Here is a 23,933-nt window from a genome sequence, read left to right as displayed (position 1 = left end):
TTTATTAAAAGAATTGAATTTTTATAATTAATTTATTAGTGAAAACGAAAACGTTTTCGCCTTTACTACAAGGTTGTAGTTTGGTTTTATTTAGAATTTCATAATGTAAATAAGTATTTTTACTATCTATCATTAATACATAACCAAATGAAGAAAATATTTTCTGTTATTCTCGTTTTTGCCTTGAGTTTGCTTCATGCACAAAGTGTAAAATCTCCATCCAACGCCCTTGAGGTGAATTTTAAATTAGTAAATAATGGGCAACCATCTTATACTGTGAATTACAATGGCAAACCCGTAATTGTAGAAAGTACTTTGGGGATAAAACTCAAAGACAAACCAGCTCTTGATGCTAATTTTGAGATTCAGTCCTCAAAAGCGGATACATTCAATGAATCTTGGAAACCAGTTTTAGGTCAAAAAGCGTCAATTGTAAACCATTATAACGAGCTCACTATTGCTTTGATTCAAAAAGAAACGAATGTGAAAATGAATATTGTTTTCAAAGTTTATGATGAAGGAGTAGCTTTTAGATATGAATTCCCAAAACAAGAAAAACTAAATTATTTCATTATTTCTGACGAGGAGACCCATTTTAATTTAACCGAAGATTATAAAGCATTCTGGATTCCAGGTGATTTTGATACTAACGAATATCCATATAACGAAACCAAACTTTCTGAAATTGACAATACCAAATTGGATAAAAATACAGGAATCGGGATGACAACAGATCTTGGTAAAAGCAGAGTTCAAGCACCTTTGATGATGAAATCACCATCAGGTTTGTATGTTAATATTTTTGAGGCTGCTGTTGTGAATTATCCTGTCATGCATTTGGATGTTGATGTAGCCAATTATAAACTTACATCGCATTTGGTACCGAATGCAATTGGTGACAAGGCCTATTTACAAGCAGCTTGTGTATCACCTTGGAGAACCATTATGATAAGCAAAGATGCCCGTGACATTGTGGGTTCACAAATGATTTTGAATTTAAATGAGCCTTGTAAACTGGACGATGTTTCATATATAAAACCAATGAAATATGTTGGAATTTGGTGGGAAATGCATGTTGGAATATCCACTTGGGATTATGCAGGTTCACAAAACGCACAAAATTTATCTTCACAAGATTTAATTCCTACAGGAAAACACGGCGCAACAACAGCAAATACAAAAAGATATATTGATTTCGCTGCCAAAAATGGATTTGATGGCGTATTAGTTGAAGGTTGGAATGTAGGCTGGGAAGATTGGGCAGGAAATTGGAAAGAAGAAGTATTTGATTTTACAACGCCTTATCCTGATTTCAATCTGGCAGAAGTTACGGCTTACGCCAAAGAAAAAAACGTAAAAATGATTATGCATCATGAAACTTCGGGATCTGTAGCCAATTATGAGCGTCATTTAGACCGAGCTTTTGATTTGATGAAAAAATACGATTACCCAGCTGTAAAAACCGGTTATGTAGGAAGAATTATTCCTCGTGGTGAATTCCATGATGGACAAACGATGGTAAACCACTTCAACTTTGTTGCAAGAAGAGCCGCCGATTATAAATTAATGCTAAATTCTCATGAATCGTCTCGACCTACAGGTTACAGCCGTACGTATCCAAACTACATTGATGCCGAAGCCGCTCGTGGTAATGAATTCAATGCTTGGAGTGTAGGTAATGCACCAAGTCACGAAACCATTTTACCTTTTACAAGACTCCTTGGAGGACCAATGGATTATACGCCGGGTATCTTCGAAATCAAAATGGGCTATTATGATAAGAATAAAAAAGAACAGGTTCATACTACTTTGGCTAAACAATTGGCATTGTATGTAACGATGTATTCGCCTTTGCAAATGGCTGCCGATTTGCCTGAAAGCTATGAAAAACGTATGGATGCCTTTCAATTTATCAAAGATGTTGCCTTGGATTGGGATGATACCAAAATTCTGGAAGCAGAACCTGGAGATTATTTGACCATTGCCAGAAAAACAAAAGGAAAGGAAACTTGGTTTTTGGGAGCAATCACAGATGAAAATGCCCGTAAATCTGAAATCGCATTAGACTTTCTGGCCAAGGGACAAAGGTACAAAGCGATTATCTACGAAGATGCCAAAGACGCCGATTGGAAAAATAACCCAATGGCATACAAAATTAGAACTGTGGAAGTTACTACTAAGTCAAAACTAAACTTGGTTTTGGCTCCTGGTGGAGGAACTGCCGTTAGTTTTGAGCCAATTAAGTAATAAATTTAGTTGCGATTTAATTAAATCCTGTAAACTTTTAAAGTGAGCAGGATTTTTTTTTGATTTTAACATCAATTTTACTTTAGAATTTCGAAATTGCACAACGATTAATTAAAACTATAAATTAAGAATCACCCAAAATGAAAAAAAACCTACTTCTTTCTTTACTTTTTGTAAATAGTGTTGCTTTGTTTGCCCAAAACAAAGACGAACAATTTTTTAAGGAAATTTACAATTCTGCATTAACAAAATCACAATGTTATTCTTGGTTGGATCATTTGTCGAATAATGTAGGATCTCGTTTGTCGGGCTCTGAGGGAGCTCAAAAAGGTGTTCAATACACCAAAAGTCAAATGGAAACATTGGGTTTTGATAAAGTGTATTTGCAAGAAGTAATGGTACCTCACTGGGTTCGTGGTGAAAAAGAAACAGCTTACATTCAAGACAATAAAACCAAAATTAAAGTGCCGATTTGTGCTTTGGGAGGCTCTGTAGCAACTCCAAAAAATGGTTTAATTGCCGAAGTGGTAGAAGTTCATAGTTTTGATGAAATGAAAGCTTTGGGGGCGGATAAAATAAAAGGGAAGATTGTTTTCTATAACAGACCCATGAACAACGGAGCTATTGAAGCCTTCGATGCCTATTCTGGAGCGGTAGATCAACGATATGCCGGTGCCAAAGAAGCTGCTAATATGGGAGCTGTTGGGACAATTGTGCGTTCAATGAATTTGAGGCTGGACGATTTCCCACATGCTGGAGGGCAAAGCTATGGAGATATTCCAAAAGAAAAATACATTCCAACAGCCGCCATTAGTACCAATGGTGCCGAATTGTTAAGCAAGACTTTGAAAAGCAATCCGAATTTGAAATTCTATTTCAAACAATCATGTCAGCAATTGGAAGATGCACTTTCGTATAATGTAGTTGGCGAAATTAAGGGAACGGAACATCCGGATAACATTATGGTTGTTGGAGGTCATCTTGATTCTTGGGACTTGGCTGATGGTTCGCATGATGATGGAGCAGGAGTAGTGCAAAGTATGGAAGTGATGAATATTTTCAAAAATTTAAATTACAAGCCTAAAAATACGCTTCGTGTGGTGCTTTTTATGAATGAAGAAAACGGATTAAGAGGCGGAAAGAAGTATGAAGAATTGTCATTGGCAAATAAAGAAAACCACATTTTTGCTTTAGAGAGTGACGAAGGAGGTTTTACCCCGAGAGGTTTTTCATTAGAATGTAATGACTCTAATTTTAGTAAGATTACAAATTGGAAAGCATTATTCGAGCCTTATCTAATTCATAGTTTTGTAAAAGGTCATTCTGGATCGGATATTGGTCCATTAACAGGGAAAGCAATTGTAAAAGCAGGGTTAAAGCCAGATTCACAACGTTATTTTGATTATCATCATGCAGCAAATGATAAATTTGACGCTATTAATAAAAGGGAATTAGAATTAGGAGCTGGAACTATGGCTGCTTTAATCTATATGATGGACCAAAATGGTATTGAATAATTCACATATTTAAGCCAAAATAAAGGAAATAGAAACCTGCAAGTAGTCCAAATACTTGCAGGTTTTCTTTTGAAAATTAGTCTTGTTTATAGTTTTTTTGACGATTTAGTAATTGAAAGAATGAATAGTCATAAATAAATGTGAAATTCAAAATTTTTAAAAAGGACTTACTTTTTAATACACAAAATAAATCCTACTTTAGCATTCTATAAAAAGAATAAAAAATGATTAGTGAAGCGCAATTTCAAAACGAATTAAATAGCTTAATTACAAATGCTATTCGAGAAGATGTAGGATCTGGAGATTATAGCTCATTGGCCTGTATTCCTGCAGATGCACAAGGAAAAGCAAAGTTATTGGTAAAAGAAGATGGTATAATTGCAGGAGTTGCATTTGCCAAAATGATATTTGAGTATGTAGACCCTAAAATGCAAATCGAAACCTTTATTGAAGATGGAACTGCAGTCAAAAAAGGGGATGTTGTTTTTCATGTTTCGGGCAGCTCTCAATCAATTTTAAAATCTGAAAGGGTAGTATTGAATACAATGCAACGTATGAGTGCGATTGCAACCAAAACGAATAGTTTTGTACAATTACTGAAAGGTACTGACACAAAAATATTGGATACCCGAAAAACTACACCTGGATTCCGAGTGGCCGAAAAATGGGCAGTGAAAATTGGGGGTGGAGAAAATCACCGTTTTGCATTGTATGATATGGTAATGCTAAAAGATAATCATATAGATTTTGCGGGAGGAATTACTTTGGCAATAACCAAAACTCAAGCCTATCTCAAGGAGCACAATTTAGATCTTAAAATAATTGTCGAAGCCCGAAACCTTGCTGAAATAGAAGAAATTTTAAAAAGTGAAGGAGTTCACAGAATTTTAATTGATAATTTTAATTACGAAGATACTCGCACGGCAGTAGCCTTAATTGGCGACAAATGTCAAACAGAATCTTCGGGTAATATTAACGAAGATACGATGAGGTTTTATGCTGATTGCGGTGTCAATTATATTTCATCAGGAGCCTTAACCCATTCGGTTTACAATATGGATCTAAGTTTAAAAGCAATCTAATAGTATGAGTTTAATAATTGAAGCTAAACTCGAAAAAATTCCGATAGTTAGAAACTTGATGCATGTCTTGAAAAAGATTAAAATGCCTGGTTTGGGAGGTTTTTCTTTCTATGATTTATTGGAATTGTATTTTGAGGGAATCATCGATGGCGCATTTTCCTATCATGCCAGCGCAGTTGCCTTTAGTTTTTTTATGGCATTATTTCCTTTCGCATTATTTATTCTAAACTTAATTCCCTACATACCCATTGAAGGATTTCAAAACGATTTTCTGGAGTTTGTAAAAGAAGGAGTTCCTCCTAATACGTATGATGCCATTGCCAATATTATAAACGATATTCTTAATAATAGTCATTCTGGATTAGTGTCTTCTGGGTTTTTGCTGTCTATTTTCTTGATGGCAAATGGTATAAACGGAATTCTTGGCGGATTTGAATCTTCCCGACATGTTTTGGATAAAAGAGGCTTTATAAATCAATATTTTGTTGCTTTGGGAATATCATTGCTACTTTCCATTATTTTGCTTTTGACAGTTGCAATTATTGTTGTTTTTGAGGTTGTAATTCAAAGTACGACGATACAGGATGTATTGAGTGACCAAATTCCGTTGATTATTCTGGGACGATACCTTTTTGTGATTTTGATGATATTAATAACAACTTCTATCTTATTGCGATACGGGACAAAACAATCGTATCAACCTCCATTTATTAGTGTTGGGTCGGTTTTTACAACGGTACTTATAATTATTTCCTCCTATTTTTTTGGAATTTGGGTATTACGATTTTCAAAATACAATGAATTATACGGTTCAATTGGAACATTGTTAATTATGATGTTTTACATCTGGATTAACTGTATGATTTTGTTACTGGGATTCGAATTGAATGCTACAATTCGTAAACTAAAAAAGGCAAAGGATGACATTAAAGTTTAACAATATAATGAGATTGTTTAAATGAAATTTTGTATTCTTGTCGAAAGAAACCCAAGCGTTGTTTGTTGCAACGATTTGGAATAATAAAAAAGTGAGATAATAATTTAAGAAAAATGAAAAAAAGTATCGTATTTAGTTTAGTTGTGTTTTTTGCAATGGTTTTCAATGCCCAAAGCCAAACTATTTTTGGAAAATGGAAAACCATTGATGATGAGACGGGGCAAGCCAAATCTATCGTCGAAATCTATGAAAAATCAGGTAAAATCTACGGAAAAATTATAGATGTATTAAATCCAGAAAAAAGAAAATCCCTTTGTACAAAATGTTCTGGTGAAGATAAAAATGCACCAATTATGGGACTGATAATCATCAAAGGTCTTGACAAAGATGGAGATGAATATAATGGAGGTAAAATTTTAGATCCTGTGAAAGGGGAAGAATATAAGTGCTTAATAGCCCTTGAAGGTAAAGACAAACTAAAAGTGAGGGGTTATGTTGGTGTTTCTTTGTTTGGAAGAACACAATACTGGTATAGAGTGAAAAATTAATTTCTTAATATATAAAATGCGAAAAATAACAGCGATAATTTTATTTTTCATAGTGCTGTCAAATAGTTTTGGACAATCTAAAAATTCGCCTTTGCAAATAAGTCATCTTATAGGTGACTTTTATGTTTATAAAACTTTTCATGATTATAAAGGAACTCTCATTTCTGCAAACGCAATGTATCTGGTTACAGATAAAGGAGTTGTTTTATTTGACGCTCCGTGGGATAAATCTCAATTTCAGCCTTTGTTAGACAGCATAAAATTCAAACATAATAAAAATATTGTGATGTGTTTTGCAACGCATTCTCATGACGATCGAGCAGGAGGCTTGGAGTTTTTTAGACAAAAAGGAATTAAAACCTATACTATAAAATTAACTGACGAGATTCTAAAAAATAAAAATGAAAAAAGAGCTGAATTCGTAATTCCGAATGATACTATTTTTAAAGTAGGAGAATATAAATTTGAAGTTTATTATCCAGGAAAAGGACATGCGCCAGATAATATTGTAGTTTGGTTTGATAAAGAAAAAGTACTTTATGGAGGATGCTTTATTAAGAGTGCTGATGCAAAAGATTTAGGTTATTTGGGCGATGCCAATGTGAATGAGTGGGAGAAATCTATTAATAAAGTACAGACAAAATTTAAAAATCCAAAATTTATTATTCCGGGCCATGAAGATTGGACTGATATAGGGTCTTTGGATCATACATTGAAATTGGTTCAGGAATATAAAAAAAATGCATCTGTTGGATTAAATAAAAAGTAATTTTACAGACTATAAAACCTTTACATGTATTTCGTCGAAGTCATTTTACCGCTTTCTTTAGCCAAAACATTCACCTATCGTGTATCTGAAGCTGAGTTTCTTTTTATAAAAAAAGGAATGAGGGTGACGGTACCTTTTGGAAAAAGTAAAATCTATACGGCTTTGGTGATTGAAATTCACAATAACAAACCTACACTATACGAAGCCAAAGAAATTCATCAAATTTTAGACAACAGTCCTATAGTAACCGAATTTCAAATCAATCATTGGATTTGGATTGCCGATTATTATATGTGCGCTCTTGGTGATGTATATCGCGGTGCTATGCCAAGCGCCTTGTTGCTGGAAAGTGAAACAGTGATTACTAAAAAGAACGATTTATTTGTTGATGAAAGTGTACTCTCGGATGATGAATATTTAGTTTACGAGGCTCTTCAAAAACAGAGTTCTTTAAAAGTTCAGGATATTATTTCAATTCTGAATAAGAAGAATATTTTCCCTGTGATTCAAAAATTGATCGATAAAAATATTTTAGTATTACAAGAAGAAATTCAGGAAAGTTATAAACCAAAGTTAGTGCGGTACGTTCGATTGCATGCAAAATACAATACGAACGATGGTTTGAAGGAATTGCTTGAAATTCTAAAAAGTGCCAATAAGCAAAAGGAAGTAGTTTTGAATTATTTCCAATTAAGCGCTACTGAAAAAAAACCGATTACTGTAAAAAAGTTGGTTGACACAGCTCAATCTTCTCCTGCTATTGTTAAAGCATTAGTTGAAAAAGAAATTTTTGAAGAGTATTTTTTACAGGAAGACAGAATCAATTTTGCTGGAAAAGGAAGGGATGGTGAACTTAAATTAAGTGCAGACCAACATATGGCTTTTGTATCCATAAAAGAAAATTTTGAACAAAAATCAGTATGTCTTTTGCATGGAATAACCTCAAGCGGGAAGACTGAAATTTATATTAAACTTATAGAGGAGTACTTAGCGACTGGGAAACAAGTATTGTATTTGTTGCCTGAAATTGCTTTGACAGCGCAATTGGTTTCAAGATTACGGGCTCATTTCGGAAATAAAGTAGCTGTTTTTCATTCGAAGTACAGTAATAATGAAAGAGTGGAAGTTTGGAACCAGGTTTTGTTAAATGCAGAAAAAGCCCAAATTGTAATTGGAGCCAGATCGGCTTTGTTTTTGCCTTTTAATGATTTGGGGTTTATTGTTATTGATGAAGAACACGAGCAGACTTTTAAACAATCTGATCCTGCTCCTCGCTATCATGCGCGTGATGCGGCTATTGTTTTGGCAAATGCACATCAGGCCAAAGTGCTTTTGGGCTCAGCTACGCCAAGTATTGAAACCTATTATAATGCAGTATCGGGCAAATTCGGTTTTGTTGAAATTTTGAAACGTTTTGGGAATGTAAGTTTGCCTGAAATTGAATTGGTGGATTTGAAAGACAAATACTTTCGAAAAAAAATGAATGGTCATTTTAGCGACGTTTTAATCGATGAAATTACGGCAGCTTTGTCTTTGGGTGAGCAAGTGATTTTGTTTCAAAACAGAAGGGGATATTCGCCAATTATCGAATGCATAACCTGTGGGCATGTTCCTCATTGTCAGTCGTGTGATGTGAGTTTGACATATCATAAACACAAGAACCAATTGCGTTGTCATTATTGCGGTTATGCTATTGCAAATCCTACTCATTGTCATGCTTGTCATAGTGTTGACTTGACAACCAAAGGTTTAGGAACGGAGCAAATTGAGCAAGAATTATTGACTATTTTTCCTAGTGCAAAAATTGGTAGGATGGATCAAGACACGACGCGAGGGAAATTTGGTTTTGAGAAAATTATCGATAGTTTCAAGAATAGGGAATTTGATATTTTGGTAGGAACTCAAATGCTTGCCAAAGGATTGGATTTTGACAATGTTAATTTGGTGGGCATTATGAATGCTGATACAATGTTGTATCATCCAGATTTTCGTGCTTTTGAAAGAAGTTTTCAAATGATGACTCAAGTGGCAGGACGTGCAGGAAGATCTGAGAAAAAAGGAAAAGTAATTATTCAGACTTATAATCCGAACCATAATACCATACAGCAAGTTACTAATAACGATTATGCAGGAATGTATAAGGAGCAATTGTATGACAGGCAAATTTATAAGTATCCGCCATACTTTAGAATTGTAAAATTAACCTTGAAACAACGTGATTTTGATAAGCTAAAGGAAGGCGCTATGTGGTTGTATCAAGTGTTGAGCCAAAATTTGGCTATGCCGGTTTTAGGTCCGGAAGAACCTGCAATCAGCAGAATACGAAATGAATACATTAGAACTATAATTATTAAGATACCTCAAAATACCTCAATTGTGAGCACAAAAAAAACTATTCAGAAAATTCTAAATAGTTTTGAGGCTGTTTCACAATACAGAGCTATAAAAGTTACTGTAAATGTTGATTTTTATTAATGAGTAATTTTCTAAGAATAGGCAAGTGCTTTTACTAAATCTTCTTTTTTGTTTCGGCTCAAAGGAATTTTTGTTACTCCGATTTCGGCAAATTTACTGTTGAAACGATCAATCTTGTCAATATTTACAATGTAGGATTTGTGGACCCTTATAAATTTATCTTTTGACAAATCATTCTCAAATGATTTCATTGTCGAAAGCACAAGATTACTGTCGTCTTCCGTAACTACTTTTACATAATCACCAAAAGCTTCAATCCATTTAATCTTAGAAGTAAAAACTTTTAATTTCTTCAAGTTACTTTTGATAAATATATGTTCGCCTTCATCTTCTTTGTTTTCTTTCTTAAGAAGGTAGTGATCAATTGCTCTACGAACTGAGGCATTAAAACGCTCAATAGAAATAGGCTTTTGTAGATAATCTGTGGCATCATAGTCAAAGGCTTTCATTGCGTATTCGGCTTTTGAGGTGATGAAGATAATCTGGGGCTTGGTTTTTAAACCATCAAGGAAATCAAAACCACTAATAACAGGCATCTCAATATCAAGAAATATTAAGTCTACCGTATGAACAGTCATACAACTTTTGGCTTCTATTGCATTAGAAAAATCACCAATTAAATTTAAGTTAGTGTGATTATTAACTAACTTTGCAATAATCATTCTTTGTATTGAACTATCATCTACGACTACACAGTTTAGTTTCATAATTTCAAATTTTTGATTTGGTCAAGTAAAAATAGCCTTTTTTTTTTATAAAACTAAAAAAAGCAAATCTTTTTTTGTCATACGTCGATTATAGTATTTTTGTACTTGCATGTTCAAAAAAAAAGATTACTTTTGCAGCCAATTTAACAAATAAATAAATTTTTTATGAATCATTATGAAACTGTTTTCATTTTAAATCCCGTTTTATCTGAAGTTCAGGTAAAGGAAACAGTAAGCAAATTTGAAGATTTTCTTACTAGTAGAGGAGCAGAAATGGTGTCGAAAGAAGATTGGGGCCTTAAAAAAATGGCTTACGAAATTCAAAACAAAAAAAGTGGATTTTACCACTTGTTCGAATTCAAAGTATCAGGAGAAGTTCTTATTGCTTTTGAAACTGAATTTAGACGTGACGAAAGAGTTATGCGTTTCTTAACTGTAAGTCTTGACAAACATGCTATTTCTTGGGCTGAAAGAAGAAGAGCAAAACTTAAATCTCAAAAAGCTTAATTATCATGGCAACATTACAACAATCTGCTTCAGGAAAAAAAGACGGGGATATCAGATATCTTACGCCTTTGAATATAGAAACTAACAAAACTAAAAAGTATTGTCGTTTCAAAAAATCAGGTATCAAATATATCGATTATAAAGATGCTGATTTCTTATTGAAATTCGTAAACGAACAAGGAAAAATTCTTCCTCGTCGTTTAACTGGAACTTCATTAAAATACCAAAGAAAAGTGTCTGTAGCTGTAAAAAGAGCGCGTCACTTAGCTTTAATGCCATACGTGGCCGATTTATTAAAATAATTAAAAATTAACAGTTGTTGGTTTTCTGAAATATGAAACCTAACTTCTCAAATAAAGGACAACAACATGGAACTTATTTTAAGAAAAGATGTTCAAAATTTAGGATTTAAAGATGATGTAGTAACTGTAAAAAACGGATACGGTCGTAACTTCTTGATTCCTCAAGGATTCGCTCATTTAGCTACTTCTTCTGCAAAGAAAGTATTGGCTGAAAACCTAAAACAAAGAGCTCACAAAGAAGCTAAAGTTGTAGCAGATGCTAAAGCATTGGCTGAAGCTTTGAAAGCTATCGAAATTAAAATTTCTGCAAAAGCAGGTGGTGAAAAATTATTTGGTTCAATCACAAACATTGATATCGCTGAAGCTTTAGCTAAAGGTGGTCAAGTAATTGACAGAAAATTTATCACTTCAGGGATTGTAAAACGTATTGGTAAATATAGCGCTTCTGTAAGATTGCACAGAGATGTTATTGTTGAATTACCTTATGAAATTATCGCTGAAAAAGCATAAACTCTAAATTATTATATCAAAATCCCGATGAAAGTCGGGATTTTTTTGTTTAACAAAAAATAATTCGTATTGCTTGTACTTTTTTAGAATAAAGTTTGAGCAGTTCAAATGCTAAGTGTTTAATTATGAAATACACCAGACTTACAAAAGAACAATTTGAAGAGTTAACACAGGAATTTACTAATTTTTTGGCAACTCAGGCAATTGATAAAACGGAATGGGTCAAAATCAAAGCCGAAAAACCAGAGGTGGCAGAACAAGAATTGGATGTTTTTTCAGATTTGATTTGGGAAGGTGTGCTTACAAAAGCTACCTATTTAGAGTTTTTCTCCAAAAACCATATTTTCCTTTTTCATTGTTTTGACACACATATAAAATCGATTGTTTTAAAATCATTGGTTCCGGAAACTGATTTTTTGACAAAAGAAGGTTTGGAATGGCTTAGCGATAATATGTTTACAGAAACAATTGAAATGAAAGTGGGTAAAAAAGAATTTACTGAAGAGCGAAATCTTTCTATTTTTCAATTGATACAACAAGGCTCCTTTTTGAGTGATGGTCAATTATACAATCAAATTAATTCGATTATCGAGGGATAAATTTGATTTTTACAGTTTAAATTGGTTATTTTAGTAGATTATTTAATACACTAAAATAGCCAATTTTTTGTTTTATGGATATACTGCAAACCATCCAAACACTTAGGGAAGAACTCAATCTACACAATCATAATTATTATGTGTTGGATAAACCAACATTGTCTGATTTTGAGTTTGATATGAAATTAAAGGAACTTCAAGATTTAGAAAATAAACATCCCGAATTTTTTGATGCCAATTCTCCAACACAGAGAGTAGGTGGAACAGTGACTAAAAATTTTGAAACTATTCCGCATGAATATCGCATGTATTCGCTAGACAATTCCTATTCCAAAGAAGATTTGATTGATTGGGAAAATCGAATTCAGAAAGTTTTGGGTGATGTTCCATTAGAATATACCTGCGAATTGAAATATGACGGAGCGTCGATAAGCATCACTTACGAAAATGGAAAATTAAAGCGGGCTGTGACTCGTGGAGATGGTTTTCAAGGAGATGATGTGACCAATAACATAAAGACAATAAAATCTATTCCTTTGCAGTTGAAAGGAAATTATCCTGAGCAGTTTGCTATTCGGGGTGAAATTATTTTGCCTTTTGCCGGATTTGAAAGAATGAATCAGGAATTAATTGAAATTGGCGAAACACCTTATTCTAATCCCAGAAATACTGCGTCCGGAAGTTTAAAATTACAAGACAGTGCTGAAGTGGCAAAGCGCCCTTTGGATTGTTTGCTATATTTTTTAATTGGACCAAATTTACCTTTTAGCACTCAATTTGAAGGATTGGAGGTTGCCAGAAAATGGGGATTCAAAGCTCCGACCGAAGCAAAGTTGTCAAAGAGTCTAAATGAAGTCTTTGAGTTTATTGACTATTGGGATGTACATCGTCATGAATTGCCTTATGAAACGGATGGTGTGGTTATAAAAGTAAATGATTTCCGCCATCAGGAAGAGTTAGGGTATACTGCCAAATCTCCACGCTGGGCAATTGCATATAAATTCAAATCAGAGCAAGTTGCTACAAAACTAAATTCTATATCCTATCAAGTTGGAAGAACCGGAGCTATTACTCCAGTAGCAAATCTTGAACCGGTACAATTAGCTGGAACGATTGTGAAACGCGCTTCATTGCATAATGCTGATCAGATTGAGAAATTAGATATTCGAGTGGATGATACCGTTTTTGTAGAAAAAGGCGGGGAGATTATTCCTAAAATTACAGCAGTTGATTTAAGTAAACGCCCCGATTATTCTGAGCCTACAAAGTATATAACCCACTGTCCTGAGTGTAATACGGAATTGATTCGCGGGGAGGGTGAGGCCAATCATTATTGTCCTAATTTTTATGGTTGTCCTCCGCAAATTATTGGTAGAATTCAGCATTATATTTCACGAAAAGCTATGGACATAGAAGGTCTTGGAGGCGAAACTGTGGCATTGCTATTCAATAACGGATTGGTTCACAATTATGCCGATTTGTATGAACTAACAGTTGAGCAAATTCTGCCTTTGGAGAGAATGGCCCAGAAATCAGCTGAGAATTTAGTGAAGGGTGTTGAAAATTCAAAAAATATTCCTTTCGAAAGTGTTTTGTTTGCTTTGGGGATTCGATTTGTCGGGGAAACAGTTGCCAAAAAGTTGGCTAAGCATTATAAAAATATTGATGCATTGCGACAGGCAACTCTTATGGATTTGATTTTGGTAGATGAAATTGGAGAAAGAATTGCGCAAAGCGTAATTGACTTTTTTGAAAATAATGAAAATAAAATCATCATCGAAAGATTAAAAAGTTATGGCGTACAATTTGAAATTGTTGAAAAAGTAAATCCAAATGCAACGGAGAAATTCTTAGGGAAAACATTTGTCGTTTCTGGTGTTTTTTCTGCTTTTTCTAGGGATGAATTAAAAAAGGCCATTGAAGACAACGGAGGAAAAGTGGGAAGTTCTATATCGGCCAAGACAGATTTTGTTGTTGCTGGAGATAATATGGGACCTGCTAAACTTGAAAAAGCCAACAAACTCAGCATAGCAATAATTTCTGAAGATCAATTTATAACCATGTTAAATGAAAGCTAGTACTCCATCACTTATATTGTTTTTTGTTACTTCAGCATTGGTCGTGCTATTTAAGTTGTTAGACTATGAAGGGTTGGTGCTATGCGGTAAGTCAATTATAATTCCCTCTTTGTTTATCTATTATTTGGTATCGAATAATTATAAAATTACCTTCTTCAAAGGATTGATTTTCTTGCTGCTTTTTGTGAGGGATATTTTTACCACACTAAATATTAGTGAATCTGCAATGGGTTCTTTTTTATGTGTATTGGCAGTTTATGTTTTACTTTTATATTTAGCCCAAAAAGATTTTAAATATCTAAAATTTAGTTATAGGGATAGTCTTTCGATTTTTATTTTGATTCTAGGTATTGGGAGTATTTGCTATTCCGTTTTAAACTTAGAGCTTGAAAACTTAGAGCTCGATTTTTCATTGTATGTGGCTTTTGGTATAATTCTAAGTATTTTGAGTATCGTTTCTATTATAAACTACATTAAAAGTGGTAGTTATGCTCTTTTTAATGCTATGCTAATGTGTATTTGTTTTATAATAACGGATATCTTTTTTGTGTTGTATAAATTTTATTTTTACAATTATGCTTTTATTCTGCTTAGTATTGTTACTCAATTTTTATCCTATTTCTTTATGGTAAATTATTTATTGGAAAAAGATAAAGTTTCAGATGATTTAAAAGAAGATTAATTTTTTTTTACTTAAATCAAAAACATAAATAATGTTAAGAATATAACAAAAAGTTTTAAAAAGTCGTTATAGTTTTTTAGATTTGCCATCTCAAATGTAACTTAAATAATTAAATTTGTAATCTTTTAAAAGTGATATGTTTTTAAACTATATAAAGAGCTTTATATTAAAAAAAACTTTAAAAAAGAGCCTGCGTAATGTCAAGGGTGAGTCATTAAACTCGCCTATTACTATGGTCGGTTTGATTGTTGATGAAAGCAATTTTTTGGAAACAGCAGCTTTGAAACAGGAAATTATTTCCAATGGAGTTTTAGAAAATAATATTAAAGTTATTGTTTTTCGAGACCTTTTAAAAAGTAAAGAAGTTTATCTAGAACCTACATTTGGGTTAAAGGATTTGAATTTAAAAAGTGAATTTACACAACAGCCAATAAATGAGTTTATTTCTGAAGAATTTGATTTATTGATTAATTATTATAATGAGGAAAAGCCCTTTTTGTTGCTTTTAACGAATAGTTCCAATGCAAAATTTAAGGTTGGTTTTTCAACTGTCGATGAAAGATTAAATCATTTTATGATAAATATAGATCCAGAGAATTACAAGGGGTTTACAAATGAGTTATTCCGGTACTTAAAAATATTAAACAAAATATAATTTAAAATATGCAATCATTAATAGGAACAGGTGTTGCCCTAATCACGCCGTTTAAAGACGATTTTACAATTGATATTGATGCTTTAAGAAGAGTTGTGAATTTTTCAATAGACGGAGGAATCGAATATCTTGTTGTTTTAGGTACAACAGCCGAAAATGCGACCTTGTCTGAAGAAGAAAAAGAGCTTGTAATCGCGACAGTAATTGAAGTGAATGCAGGTAGATTACCTTTAGTTCTTGGTGTGGGAGGAAATAATACTTTAAATGTTGTTGAAGAATTACGTACTAGAGATTTATCCGATTTTGTAGCTATTTTGTCTGTTTCTCCTTATTATAATAAACCTAGTCAAGAAGGAATATACCAACATTTTAAAGCCGTTTCTGAAGCGTCGCCTATTCCTGTGATTTTATATAATGTTCCGGGAAGAACATCCAGTAACATGCTGCCGTCAACGGTTCTTAGATTGGCAAATGATTTTGATAATATAGTAGCAATAAAAGAAGCAGCTGGCGATTTAGTGCAAGCTATGCAGTTATTGAAAAATAAACCTAAAGATTTTTTGGTTATTTCTGGTGATGATATGATTGCTTTGCCAGTAGTTTTGGCTGGAGGTGCGGGAGTAATTTCGGTTATAGGACAAGGTTTTCCAAAAGAGTTTTCAGAGATGATTCGATTGGGTTTGAATAGAAAAGTAGATGATGCCTTTAAATTACATTATTTATTGGCGGATTGTATTGATATGATTTTTGAGCAAGGTAATCCAGCAGGTATCAAAGAAGTATTCAGTATTCTGGGTATTACGGAGAATGTTGTTCGTTTGCCATTGGTTTCTGTAGATGAATCTTTGGCAAGCCGATTGGATTCTTTTGTAAAGAAAATGGTTAAAAACTCATAAATAGCTGTCGTTTTTTTTAAATAAAGAAATATTTTGTAATAGCTAAATTAATAACTAAATTTGCCACCTAACTTTGGTGGCTTTTATTGCATATAATATTATGCTGTAAAAATAAAATCAGTGAATAAAATGAAGAAAATAATATCTGTATTGCTTGTTGCTCTCTTTTTGTACTCTTGTAGTGATTATCAAGCAGCATTGAAGAACGAAGATGTTGCAGCAAAGTTTGACGTTGCAACCAAAATGTACGAAGCTGGGAAATATACAAAAGCGATTCGTCTTTTTGAACAGTTGGCACCAGCATATAGAGGTAAACCATCAGGGGAAAAATTGTTTTACATGTATGCTCAATCATGTTACAAAACCAAACAATATTATTTGGCAGGATATCAATTCGATAGTTTTGTTTCCGGTTATCCTAAAAGTGAAAAATTAGAAGAATGTGCTTATTTAGGAGCTCAAAGTTATTCAATGTTATCGCCAGTTTACAGTATTGATCAAACAGATACTTTTAAGGCAATAGAAAAGATTCAAGGTTTTATTGATCGCTATCCAAATTCTAAATATATTACTGAGGCCAATGCGACTTCTAGAAAGTTAAATGATAAGATTGAACGTAAAGTTTATGAAAATGCATTAGAATACAATAGAATTTCGAACTATAAATCGGCTATTATTGCTTTTGATAATTTTATAGCAGATTATCCAGGAACTCCTTTAAAAGAAAAAGCGTTGTATTATAAATTGGATTCTGCTTATTCATTGGCAATAAATAGTGTTCCTTCAAAAATGGAAGAGCGATTGATTACAGCCAAAACGAGTTACAATAATTTGGTTAAATTCAAACCAAATACAGAATACAAAAAGAAAGCTGACGAAATGTTAGCACAAATTGATGTTGAATTGCAAAAATATAATAAATAAATAAAGTCATGGATTTAAAAAAGACAAATGCTCCAGTAAATACAATAACTTACAATAAAACAGTTATTGAAGCACCTACTGGAAATGTGTATGAGGCGATAACAATTATGGCTAAAAGAGCAAATCAAATTAATTCTGAAATTAAAAAAGAATTAACTGAAAAATTAGAGGAATTTGCTACTTATAATGATAGTTTAGAAGAAGTTTTTGAAAATAAAGAGCAAATAGAAGTTTCAAAATTCTACGAGAAACTTCCAAAACCACACGCTTTAGCGGTTCAAGAGTGGTTAGACGGTAAAATTTACCACAGAGAAGCAAATAAATAATCTATACTAATGTCAGTTTTAAGTGGAAAAAAGATTTTGCTGGGAATTTCTGGCGGAATCGCTGCATATAAAACGGCTTCATTAGTTAGACTCTTCATAAAAGCAGGTGCACATGTCCAAGTGATAATGACACCTGCTTCTAAGGATTTTATAACTCCACTTACCTTATCTACTCTTTCCAAGAATCCCGTTTTTTCTGAATTTTACAATAAAGATGAAAAAAATGAGGAATGGAATAGTCATGTAGAATTGGGTCTTTGGGCTGATATAATGGTTGTTGCGCCTGCAACTGCCAATACTTTATCAAAAATGGCAAATGGGTTATGTGATAATCTTTTAATTGCCTGTTACCTATCGGCTAAATGTCCTGTTTATTTTGCGCCAGCAATGGATTTAGACATGTATATTCATCCTTCTACGCTTGAGAGTTTTAAAACTTTAAAGGAATTCGGAAATACAATGATACCAGCCGAAAATGGAGAATTAGCCAGTGGTTTATCTGGAGAAGGACGAATGGCAGAACCTGAAAATATTATTGCTTTTTTAGAAGCTGATCTCGAAAGTAAATTACCTTTAAAAGAAAAAAAAATACTAATTACTGCTGGGCCAACTTATGAAGCAATTGATCCAGTTCGTTTTATTGGAAATCATTCTTCTGGTAAAATGGGATTTGATATTGCTCAAAGTGCAGCTAATCTTGGTGCGTCAGTAATATTGATTTCGGGACCTACTCATTGTAAAATAAATCATCCTTTGGTTCAAGTAATTCCAGTGGTTTCTGCTCAAGAAATGTATGAAGCTTGTCATCAGTATTATCAAGAAGTGGATGTGGCAATTGCGGCTGCTGCCGTAGCTGATTATAGACCAAAGAATGTCGCTCTGCAAAAGATAAAAAAAGCGGCAGATGATTTTACTATTGAACTTGAGAAAACCAAAGATATTTTGGCTTCATTAGGAGAAGTTAAGAAAAATCAGTTTTTAATTGGCTTTGCCTTAGAAACTGAAAATGAAATTGAAAATGCTAAAGCGAAAATTCAGAAAAAAAACTTAGATTTGATAGTTCTTAATTCGCTGCAGGATGAAGGTGCTGGATTTGGAAAAAACACCAATAAAGTCACCTTTATAGATAGTGCATTTCGAATTGAGCCAATGGATTTGAAATCTAAAGAGGCTGTGGCTGATGATATTTTAAACAAAGTAATAGCGCATTTTTATGGTTAGATTTGTTTTGTTTTTATTTTTTAGTTGTGGCTTTATTCAGGCCCAACAGCTGAATTGTACCGTGACTTTAAATACCCAAAAAATAAGCAATGCCAATCAGCAAGTTTTTAAAACACTGCAAACTGCAATAAATGAATTTGTGAATAAAACAGATTGGACTGGACAAACCCTTTCACAAAAGGAAAAAATCAGTTGTTCAATGTATATTACCATTTCTAGTTATAGTTCTGATCAATTTGTTGCGAATATACAAGTGCAATCTTCCAGAAATATTTACAATTCGACTTATTCCTCTCCAGTTATAAATATAAATGATAAAGATTTTACTTTTAATTATACTGAATTCGAGAATTTGACATACATCCCAACAAGTTATGATTCCAATCTGGTTTCGGTATTGTCATTCTATAGTTACATAATTTTAGGAATGGATGCCGATACTTTTATTCCATTATTTGGAGATCGCTATTATAAAGAAGCATTGAATATTTCTAATTTGGCACAACAAGGTGGATACAAAGGATGGAATCAGTCCGATGGTACATTGAGCAGATTTGTTTTGATTAATGATTTAATGTCGCCAACTTATAATGAAATACGACAATCCAGCTTTCAGTATTATTTAGGTTTGGATACGATGCACCAAGATCTTAAAAAAGCGAAAGAAATTGTGAAAGGCTCTTTAATGAATTTGTCTAAATTGAATAGCACTAAACCTAATTCCTATTTATTGCGAGTTTTTATGGATTCCAAATCAGATGAAATTGTTTCTATTTTTTCAGGAGGACCCAGTATTGCAATAAATGATATGGTAGATAGTTTAAACAAAACATCTTCATCAAACTCCGGTAAATGGCAATTGTTAAAATATTAGTCTTTTTATAATTTCTTTTATTTAATCCAACCTACTCGTAAAATTTCAAAAATGATAACTTCACTAGCTATAAAAAACTATGCTTTAATCGAAAAATTGACAATCGATTTTTCGAAAGGATTTTCAATAATTACTGGGGAAACAGGAGCTGGAAAATCTATAATATTAGGTGCATTAGGTTTAGCTTTGGGAAAAAGAGCTGATTTGACTTCGCTTAAAAATAAAGAAGAAAAATGTGTGATTGAGGCCCATTTTGATATATCCAAATACAATTTGCTGCCTTTTTTTGATGCCAATGATCTGGACTACGAACCAGAAACAATTATTCGAAGAGAAATTTTACCTTCCGGAAAATCCAGAGCTTTTATAAATGACAGCCCTGTTAATTTGCAGGAGTTACAAGAGTTGAGTTTGTATTTAATAGATATTCATTCACAACAGCAAACTCAAGAGTTGTCTGATGAGAATGTTCAATTCAAAATTATTGATGCTATCGCTGGTAATTTAGATACAATTGTGACTTATCAATCGATCTTGAAAAACTATAAGGCGAATAAGTCCAAATTAAATGCCTTAACCAAAAGAAAATCTGAAGCCTCTAAAGAACAAGAATACAATACTTTTCTTTTGGAAGAATTAGTGTCGGCAAAACTAAAATCTGGTGAGCAAGAATTTCTTGAAGAAAATTATGAGCAACTGAATAATGTTGAAATTATTAAAGAAGCACTCGATAAGTCTTTGGCTATCGCCAATGAAGAACAAATTGGGGTCTTTCATAATTTGAACGAAATAAAAAATGCGATTCAGAAAATTGCTCTTTTCTCTGCTGATTATAATTTGCTATTTGAAAGGATAACAAGTTTGAAAATCGAGTTTGAAGATATTACAACTGAGCTTAATCGCTGTTCCGAAAAATTAATAAATGATCCTGAGCAATTAAATTTGATTAATCAGAAATTGCAGTTGATTTATAATTTACAAAAGAAACATCAGGTAAAAACTGTGGATGAGTTATTGGACATTCAATCCAAATTGGAAAACTCAGTATTGGAATTGGGAAATATTGATGAAGAGATCGCAAAACTAACTGAATTGGTTGATGATAATATCAAGGAGCTAGACCAAATTTGTGACACTATACATAAGAATAGGTTGGAAGCGATTCCACTTTTGTCACAAAAATTAATATCCATTTTAGAGACCTTGGGAATGCCTAATGTGCGTTTCAATATGGAATTAAAAAGCACTTCAACATACTTTGAAAATGGAAAAGACGAGTTGCAATTTTTAATTTCTGCCAATAAAGGAACTGATTTTGGGTTATTAAAAAAAGTGGCTTCTGGAGGTGAAATGTCGCGAATTATGTTGGCAGTGAAAGCGATTTTAGCGCAGTATTCAAAATTGCCAACATTGATTTTTGATGAGATTGATACTGGTGTTTCTGGGGAAATTGCCAATAGAATGGGAGAAATTATGAAAGAAATGAGTACTCAGATGCAAATATTTGCCATAACCCATTTACCTCAAATTGCCGCTAAGGGTAATGAGCATTTTAAAGTGTTTAAATCTACTGTTGGAGATGATACTCAATCAGAATTGAAATTATTGACAGTCGATGAACGAGTTGTGGAAATTGCACAAATGTTGTCTGGAACTGTTATTTCAGATTCGGCCTTAAATCACGCAAAAGCCTTGTTGAACTAAATAATTGGACTATATTTGCCCATTCAATTTTAAAAGCTTTAAACGATTCAATTAATTGAAAATATATAATATAAATTAACGTACAGACTAATATGATTATAGAACCAAGAATGAGAGGATTTATTTGTTTGACAGCCCAACCAAAAGGATGCGAACAAAGTGTTAAAAATCAGATTGAATATGTAAAATCAAAAGGAACTATAGCTGGAGCTAAGAAAGTATTGGTTATCGGAGCTTCAACTGGTTTTGGTTTGGCTTCAAGAATTACAAGTGCTTTTGGTTCTGATGCCGCTACAATTGGTGTGTTTTTTGAAAAAGAACCTGCAGAAGGAAAAACGGCTTCTCCAGGTTGGTATAATTCAGCTGCTTTTGAAAATGAAGCTCATAAAGCTGGTTTGTACGCAAAAAGTATTAACGGAGATGCTTTTTCTAATGAAGTAAAAAGACAAACCTTAGATCTTATTAAAGCTGATTTAGGTCAAGTTGACTTAATTATATACAGTCTTGCTTCACCAGTAAGATTAAATCCAAACACAGGTGTTTTACACCGTTCTGTTTTGAAACCTATCGGAAGTACTTTTACAAATAAAACAGTTGATTTTCATACTGGAAAAGTTTCTGAAATTTCTATTGAGCCTTGCAATGACGAAGATATTGCCAATACAGTTGCCGTAATGGGCGGTGAAGATTGGGCAATGTGGATTGATGCTTTAAAATCTGAAAATTTATTGGCTCCAGGCGCTACAACTGTTGCTTATTCATACATCGGGCCATCATTAACTGAAGCTGTTTATAGAAAAGGAACAATTGGTCGTGCCAAAGATCACTTGGAAGCTACAGCATTCACGATTACTGATAGTTTAGCCGATATCAACGGTAAAGCTTATGTTTCTGTAAATAAGGCTTTGGTAACCCAAGCAAGTTCTGCTATTCCGGTTATTCCATTGTATATTTCTTTATTGTACAAAATAATGAAGGAAAAGGGAATTCACGAAGGATGTATTGAACAAATTCAGCGTTTGTACCAACAAAGATTGTATACTGGAGAACCTATGATTACTGATGACAAAGGAAGAATCCGTATTGACGATTGGGAAATGCGTGAGGATGTTCAGGCTCAAGTAGCTAAATTATGGTTAGAAGCTACTACTGAAAATCTAGCGGAATTAGGAGATTTAGAAGGATACAGAAGTGATTTCTATAATCTTTTTGGTTTTGGATTTGATGGTGTTGATTATAAAGCAGACACAAACGAAATGGTTGCTATTCCAAGTATTGGGTAATTAGCAAACAATATTTATAATTTTCAAAAACACCTTATTACTTGATGGTTTAAAATCAAGAGAATAAGGTGTTTTTTAGTAAATAGTTTCTAAGTTTCTAATTGACTAAGTCGCTAAGAGTCTTTCTAAACTTAGGAACTTAGAGTCTTAGTAACTATTAAAAATATCATTTTATGTATAATTTATTAAAAGGAAAAAGAGGAATTATTTTTGGTGCTTTAGACGAAAATTCAATAGCTTGGAAAACAGCCGAACGTATTAATGAAGAAGGAGGGGTTTTTGTTTTGACAAATGCTCCTGCAGCAATGCGATTGGGAAATATTGATGCATTGGCAGAAAAAATTGGATGCCAAATAATTCCTGCTGACGCAACTTCGGTTACTGATTTAGAAGTATTGGTTGATAAAGCGGTTGAGATTTTAGGAGGTAAAATTGATTTTGTTTTGCACTCGATAGGTATGTCGGTTAATGTTCGAAAAGGAAATCATTACACGAATCAAAATTATGAGTATACCGAAAAAGGCTGGAATGTTTCTGCGGTTTCTTTTCATAAACTGATGCAGGTATTGTATAAAAAAGATGCCATGAACGAGTGGGGTAGTATCATTGCTTTATCCTATATGGCTGCGCAGCGTGTTTTTCCAGATTATAATGACATGGCAGATAATAAGGCTTTTCTAGAATCTATTGCTCGTAGTTTTGGGTATTTCTTTGGAAGGGATAAAAAAGTGAGAGTAAATACCATTTCGCAATCTCCAACTGCCACTAGAGCTGGACAAGGAGTTAAAGGATTTGGAGGTTTTATTGCTTTTGCTGATAAAATGTCTCCTCTAGGCAATGCGACAGCTGCAGAATGTGCAGATTATATAGTTGTTATGTTTTCGGATTTGACTAGAAAAGTAACTTTACAAAACTTATTGCACGACGGTGGATTCTCCAATATGGGAGTTAGCCAGGAAGTTATGGAAATGTTTGAATAGGGATATAAACAGTTTGTAGTATAAAAACCATCATTATTTATTTGATGGTTTTTTTATTGATAAAGAGTACCTTTGCTAAAAATTAAATTAAACGAATAAAAAAATAATAA

23 protein-coding genes are annotated in these 23,933 nt (G+C 33.1%); 22 read left to right on the top strand and 1 reads right to left on the bottom strand.

What is annotated here, in order from left to right; all coding sequences use genetic code 11:
* Positions 1-147: 147 nt before the first annotated feature.
* The 7 genes from HQN62_RS13395 (at position 148) to priA (ending at position 9,575) form a co-directional block, all read left to right on the top strand.
* Positions 148-2,247 carry a glycoside hydrolase family 97 protein gene (locus tag HQN62_RS13395; protein ID WP_173504738.1) on the top strand — a complete coding sequence of 700 codons (2,100 nt, stop codon included), beginning with the start codon at positions 148-150 and terminating at the stop codon, positions 2,245-2,247.
* 140 nt (positions 2,248-2,387) lie between these two features.
* A complete protein-coding gene (locus tag HQN62_RS13390; RefSeq protein WP_173504737.1) occupies positions 2,388-3,764 on the top strand; it encodes a M28 family peptidase in 1,377 nt (458 codons plus the stop codon).
* A gap of 224 nt (positions 3,765-3,988) precedes the next feature.
* Positions 3,989-4,846 carry a carboxylating nicotinate-nucleotide diphosphorylase gene (gene nadC, locus HQN62_RS13385; protein WP_173504736.1) on the top strand — a complete coding sequence of 286 codons (858 nt, stop codon included), beginning with the start codon at positions 3,989-3,991 and terminating at the stop codon, positions 4,844-4,846.
* A gap of 4 nt (positions 4,847-4,850) precedes the next feature.
* On the top strand, positions 4,851-5,783 hold the full coding sequence (locus HQN62_RS13380; protein ID WP_173504735.1) for a YihY/virulence factor BrkB family protein: 933 nt from the start codon (positions 4,851-4,853) through the stop codon (positions 5,781-5,783).
* A gap of 113 nt (positions 5,784-5,896) precedes the next feature.
* Positions 5,897-6,331: a DUF2147 domain-containing protein gene (locus HQN62_RS13375; RefSeq protein WP_173504734.1), complete on the top strand. Its 435-nt coding sequence runs from the start codon at positions 5,897-5,899 to the stop codon at positions 6,329-6,331.
* Between the two features lie 16 nt (positions 6,332-6,347).
* Positions 6,348-7,100, top strand: a complete 753-nt coding sequence (gene bla-B1-FLAV / locus HQN62_RS13370) for a subclass B1 metallo-beta-lactamase (RefSeq protein WP_173504733.1) — start codon at positions 6,348-6,350, stop codon at positions 7,098-7,100.
* Positions 7,101-7,124: 24 nt separating this feature from the next.
* A complete protein-coding gene (priA, locus tag HQN62_RS13365) occupies positions 7,125-9,575 on the top strand; it encodes a replication restart helicase PriA (protein ID WP_173504732.1) in 2,451 nt (816 codons plus the stop codon).
* An 11-nt stretch (positions 9,576-9,586) separates the two neighbouring features.
* Here the strand turns inward: priA and HQN62_RS13360 are convergent, their stop codons facing one another.
* Complete coding sequence (locus tag HQN62_RS13360) at positions 9,587-10,282, bottom strand: LytR/AlgR family response regulator transcription factor (RefSeq protein WP_111408723.1); 696 nt, start codon at positions 10,280-10,282, stop codon at positions 9,587-9,589.
* A gap of 165 nt (positions 10,283-10,447) precedes the next feature.
* On the opposite strand from HQN62_RS13360, the gene rpsF reads away from it, so the two are divergent.
* From rpsF to HQN62_RS13285, 15 genes are all read left to right on the top strand, one after another.
* Positions 10,448-10,789, top strand: a complete 342-nt coding sequence (rpsF, locus tag HQN62_RS13355) for a 30S ribosomal protein S6 (protein ID WP_077370382.1) — start codon at positions 10,448-10,450, stop codon at positions 10,787-10,789.
* A gap of 5 nt (positions 10,790-10,794) precedes the next feature.
* On the top strand, positions 10,795-11,091 hold the full coding sequence (rpsR, locus tag HQN62_RS13350) for a 30S ribosomal protein S18 (RefSeq protein ID WP_007138295.1): 297 nt from the start codon (positions 10,795-10,797) through the stop codon (positions 11,089-11,091).
* Positions 11,092-11,157: 66 nt separating this feature from the next.
* Positions 11,158-11,601 (top strand): 50S ribosomal protein L9, encoded by a 444-nt coding sequence (gene rplI, locus HQN62_RS13345; protein WP_116797846.1) that lies wholly within the window; start codon positions 11,158-11,160, stop codon positions 11,599-11,601.
* 125 nt (positions 11,602-11,726) lie between these two features.
* Positions 11,727-12,200: a DUF6495 family protein gene (locus HQN62_RS13340; protein ID WP_173504731.1), complete on the top strand. Its 474-nt coding sequence runs from the start codon at positions 11,727-11,729 to the stop codon at positions 12,198-12,200.
* A 74-nt stretch (positions 12,201-12,274) separates the two neighbouring features.
* On the top strand, positions 12,275-14,278 hold the full coding sequence (gene ligA, locus HQN62_RS13335) for an NAD-dependent DNA ligase LigA (RefSeq protein ID WP_173504730.1): 2,004 nt from the start codon (positions 12,275-12,277) through the stop codon (positions 14,276-14,278).
* Positions 14,268-14,960, top strand: a complete 693-nt coding sequence (locus HQN62_RS13330) for a hypothetical protein (RefSeq protein ID WP_173504729.1) — start codon at positions 14,268-14,270, stop codon at positions 14,958-14,960. The genes ligA and HQN62_RS13330 overlap by 11 nt, the downstream gene beginning before the upstream one ends.
* 136 nt (positions 14,961-15,096) lie before the next feature.
* Positions 15,097-15,615, top strand: coding sequence for a DUF6913 domain-containing protein (locus HQN62_RS13325; protein WP_173504728.1), 519 nt, complete (start codon positions 15,097-15,099; stop codon positions 15,613-15,615).
* Positions 15,616-15,623: 8 nt separating this feature from the next.
* A complete protein-coding gene (gene dapA, locus HQN62_RS13320) occupies positions 15,624-16,511 on the top strand; it encodes a 4-hydroxy-tetrahydrodipicolinate synthase (RefSeq protein WP_116797851.1) in 888 nt (295 codons plus the stop codon).
* A 129-nt stretch (positions 16,512-16,640) separates the two neighbouring features.
* Positions 16,641-17,435 (top strand): outer membrane protein assembly factor BamD, encoded by a 795-nt coding sequence (locus HQN62_RS13315; RefSeq protein ID WP_173504727.1) that lies wholly within the window; start codon positions 16,641-16,643, stop codon positions 17,433-17,435.
* 8 nt (positions 17,436-17,443) lie between these two features.
* A complete protein-coding gene (locus HQN62_RS13310) occupies positions 17,444-17,761 on the top strand; it encodes a DNA-directed RNA polymerase subunit omega (RefSeq protein ID WP_111408714.1) in 318 nt (105 codons plus the stop codon).
* Between the two features lie 9 nt (positions 17,762-17,770).
* Positions 17,771-18,982, top strand: coding sequence for a bifunctional phosphopantothenoylcysteine decarboxylase/phosphopantothenate--cysteine ligase CoaBC (coaBC, locus tag HQN62_RS13305; RefSeq protein ID WP_173504726.1), 1,212 nt, complete (start codon positions 17,771-17,773; stop codon positions 18,980-18,982).
* A complete protein-coding gene (porD, locus tag HQN62_RS13300; protein ID WP_173504725.1) occupies positions 18,975-19,856 on the top strand; it encodes a type IX secretion system protein PorD in 882 nt (293 codons plus the stop codon). Before coaBC ends, porD begins: the two co-directional genes overlap by 8 nt.
* A gap of 51 nt (positions 19,857-19,907) precedes the next feature.
* Positions 19,908-21,560, top strand: a complete 1,653-nt coding sequence (gene recN / locus HQN62_RS13295) for a DNA repair protein RecN (RefSeq protein ID WP_173504724.1) — start codon at positions 19,908-19,910, stop codon at positions 21,558-21,560.
* Between the two features lie 92 nt (positions 21,561-21,652).
* Positions 21,653-22,843 (top strand): enoyl-ACP reductase FabV, encoded by a 1,191-nt coding sequence (gene fabV / locus HQN62_RS13290; protein WP_173504723.1) that lies wholly within the window; start codon positions 21,653-21,655, stop codon positions 22,841-22,843.
* A 173-nt stretch (positions 22,844-23,016) separates the two neighbouring features.
* Positions 23,017-23,823, top strand: coding sequence for an enoyl-ACP reductase FabI (locus tag HQN62_RS13285; protein ID WP_173504722.1), 807 nt, complete (start codon positions 23,017-23,019; stop codon positions 23,821-23,823).
* Positions 23,824-23,933: the final 110 nt, after the last annotated feature.

The sequence above is a fragment of the Flavobacterium sp. M31R6 genome (assembly GCF_013284035.1).
Taxonomy (GTDB): Bacteria; Bacteroidota; Bacteroidia; order Flavobacteriales; family Flavobacteriaceae; genus Flavobacterium.
Note: the sequence above shows the minus strand (reverse complement) of the source record. Positions and strands in the feature narration are given on the sequence as shown.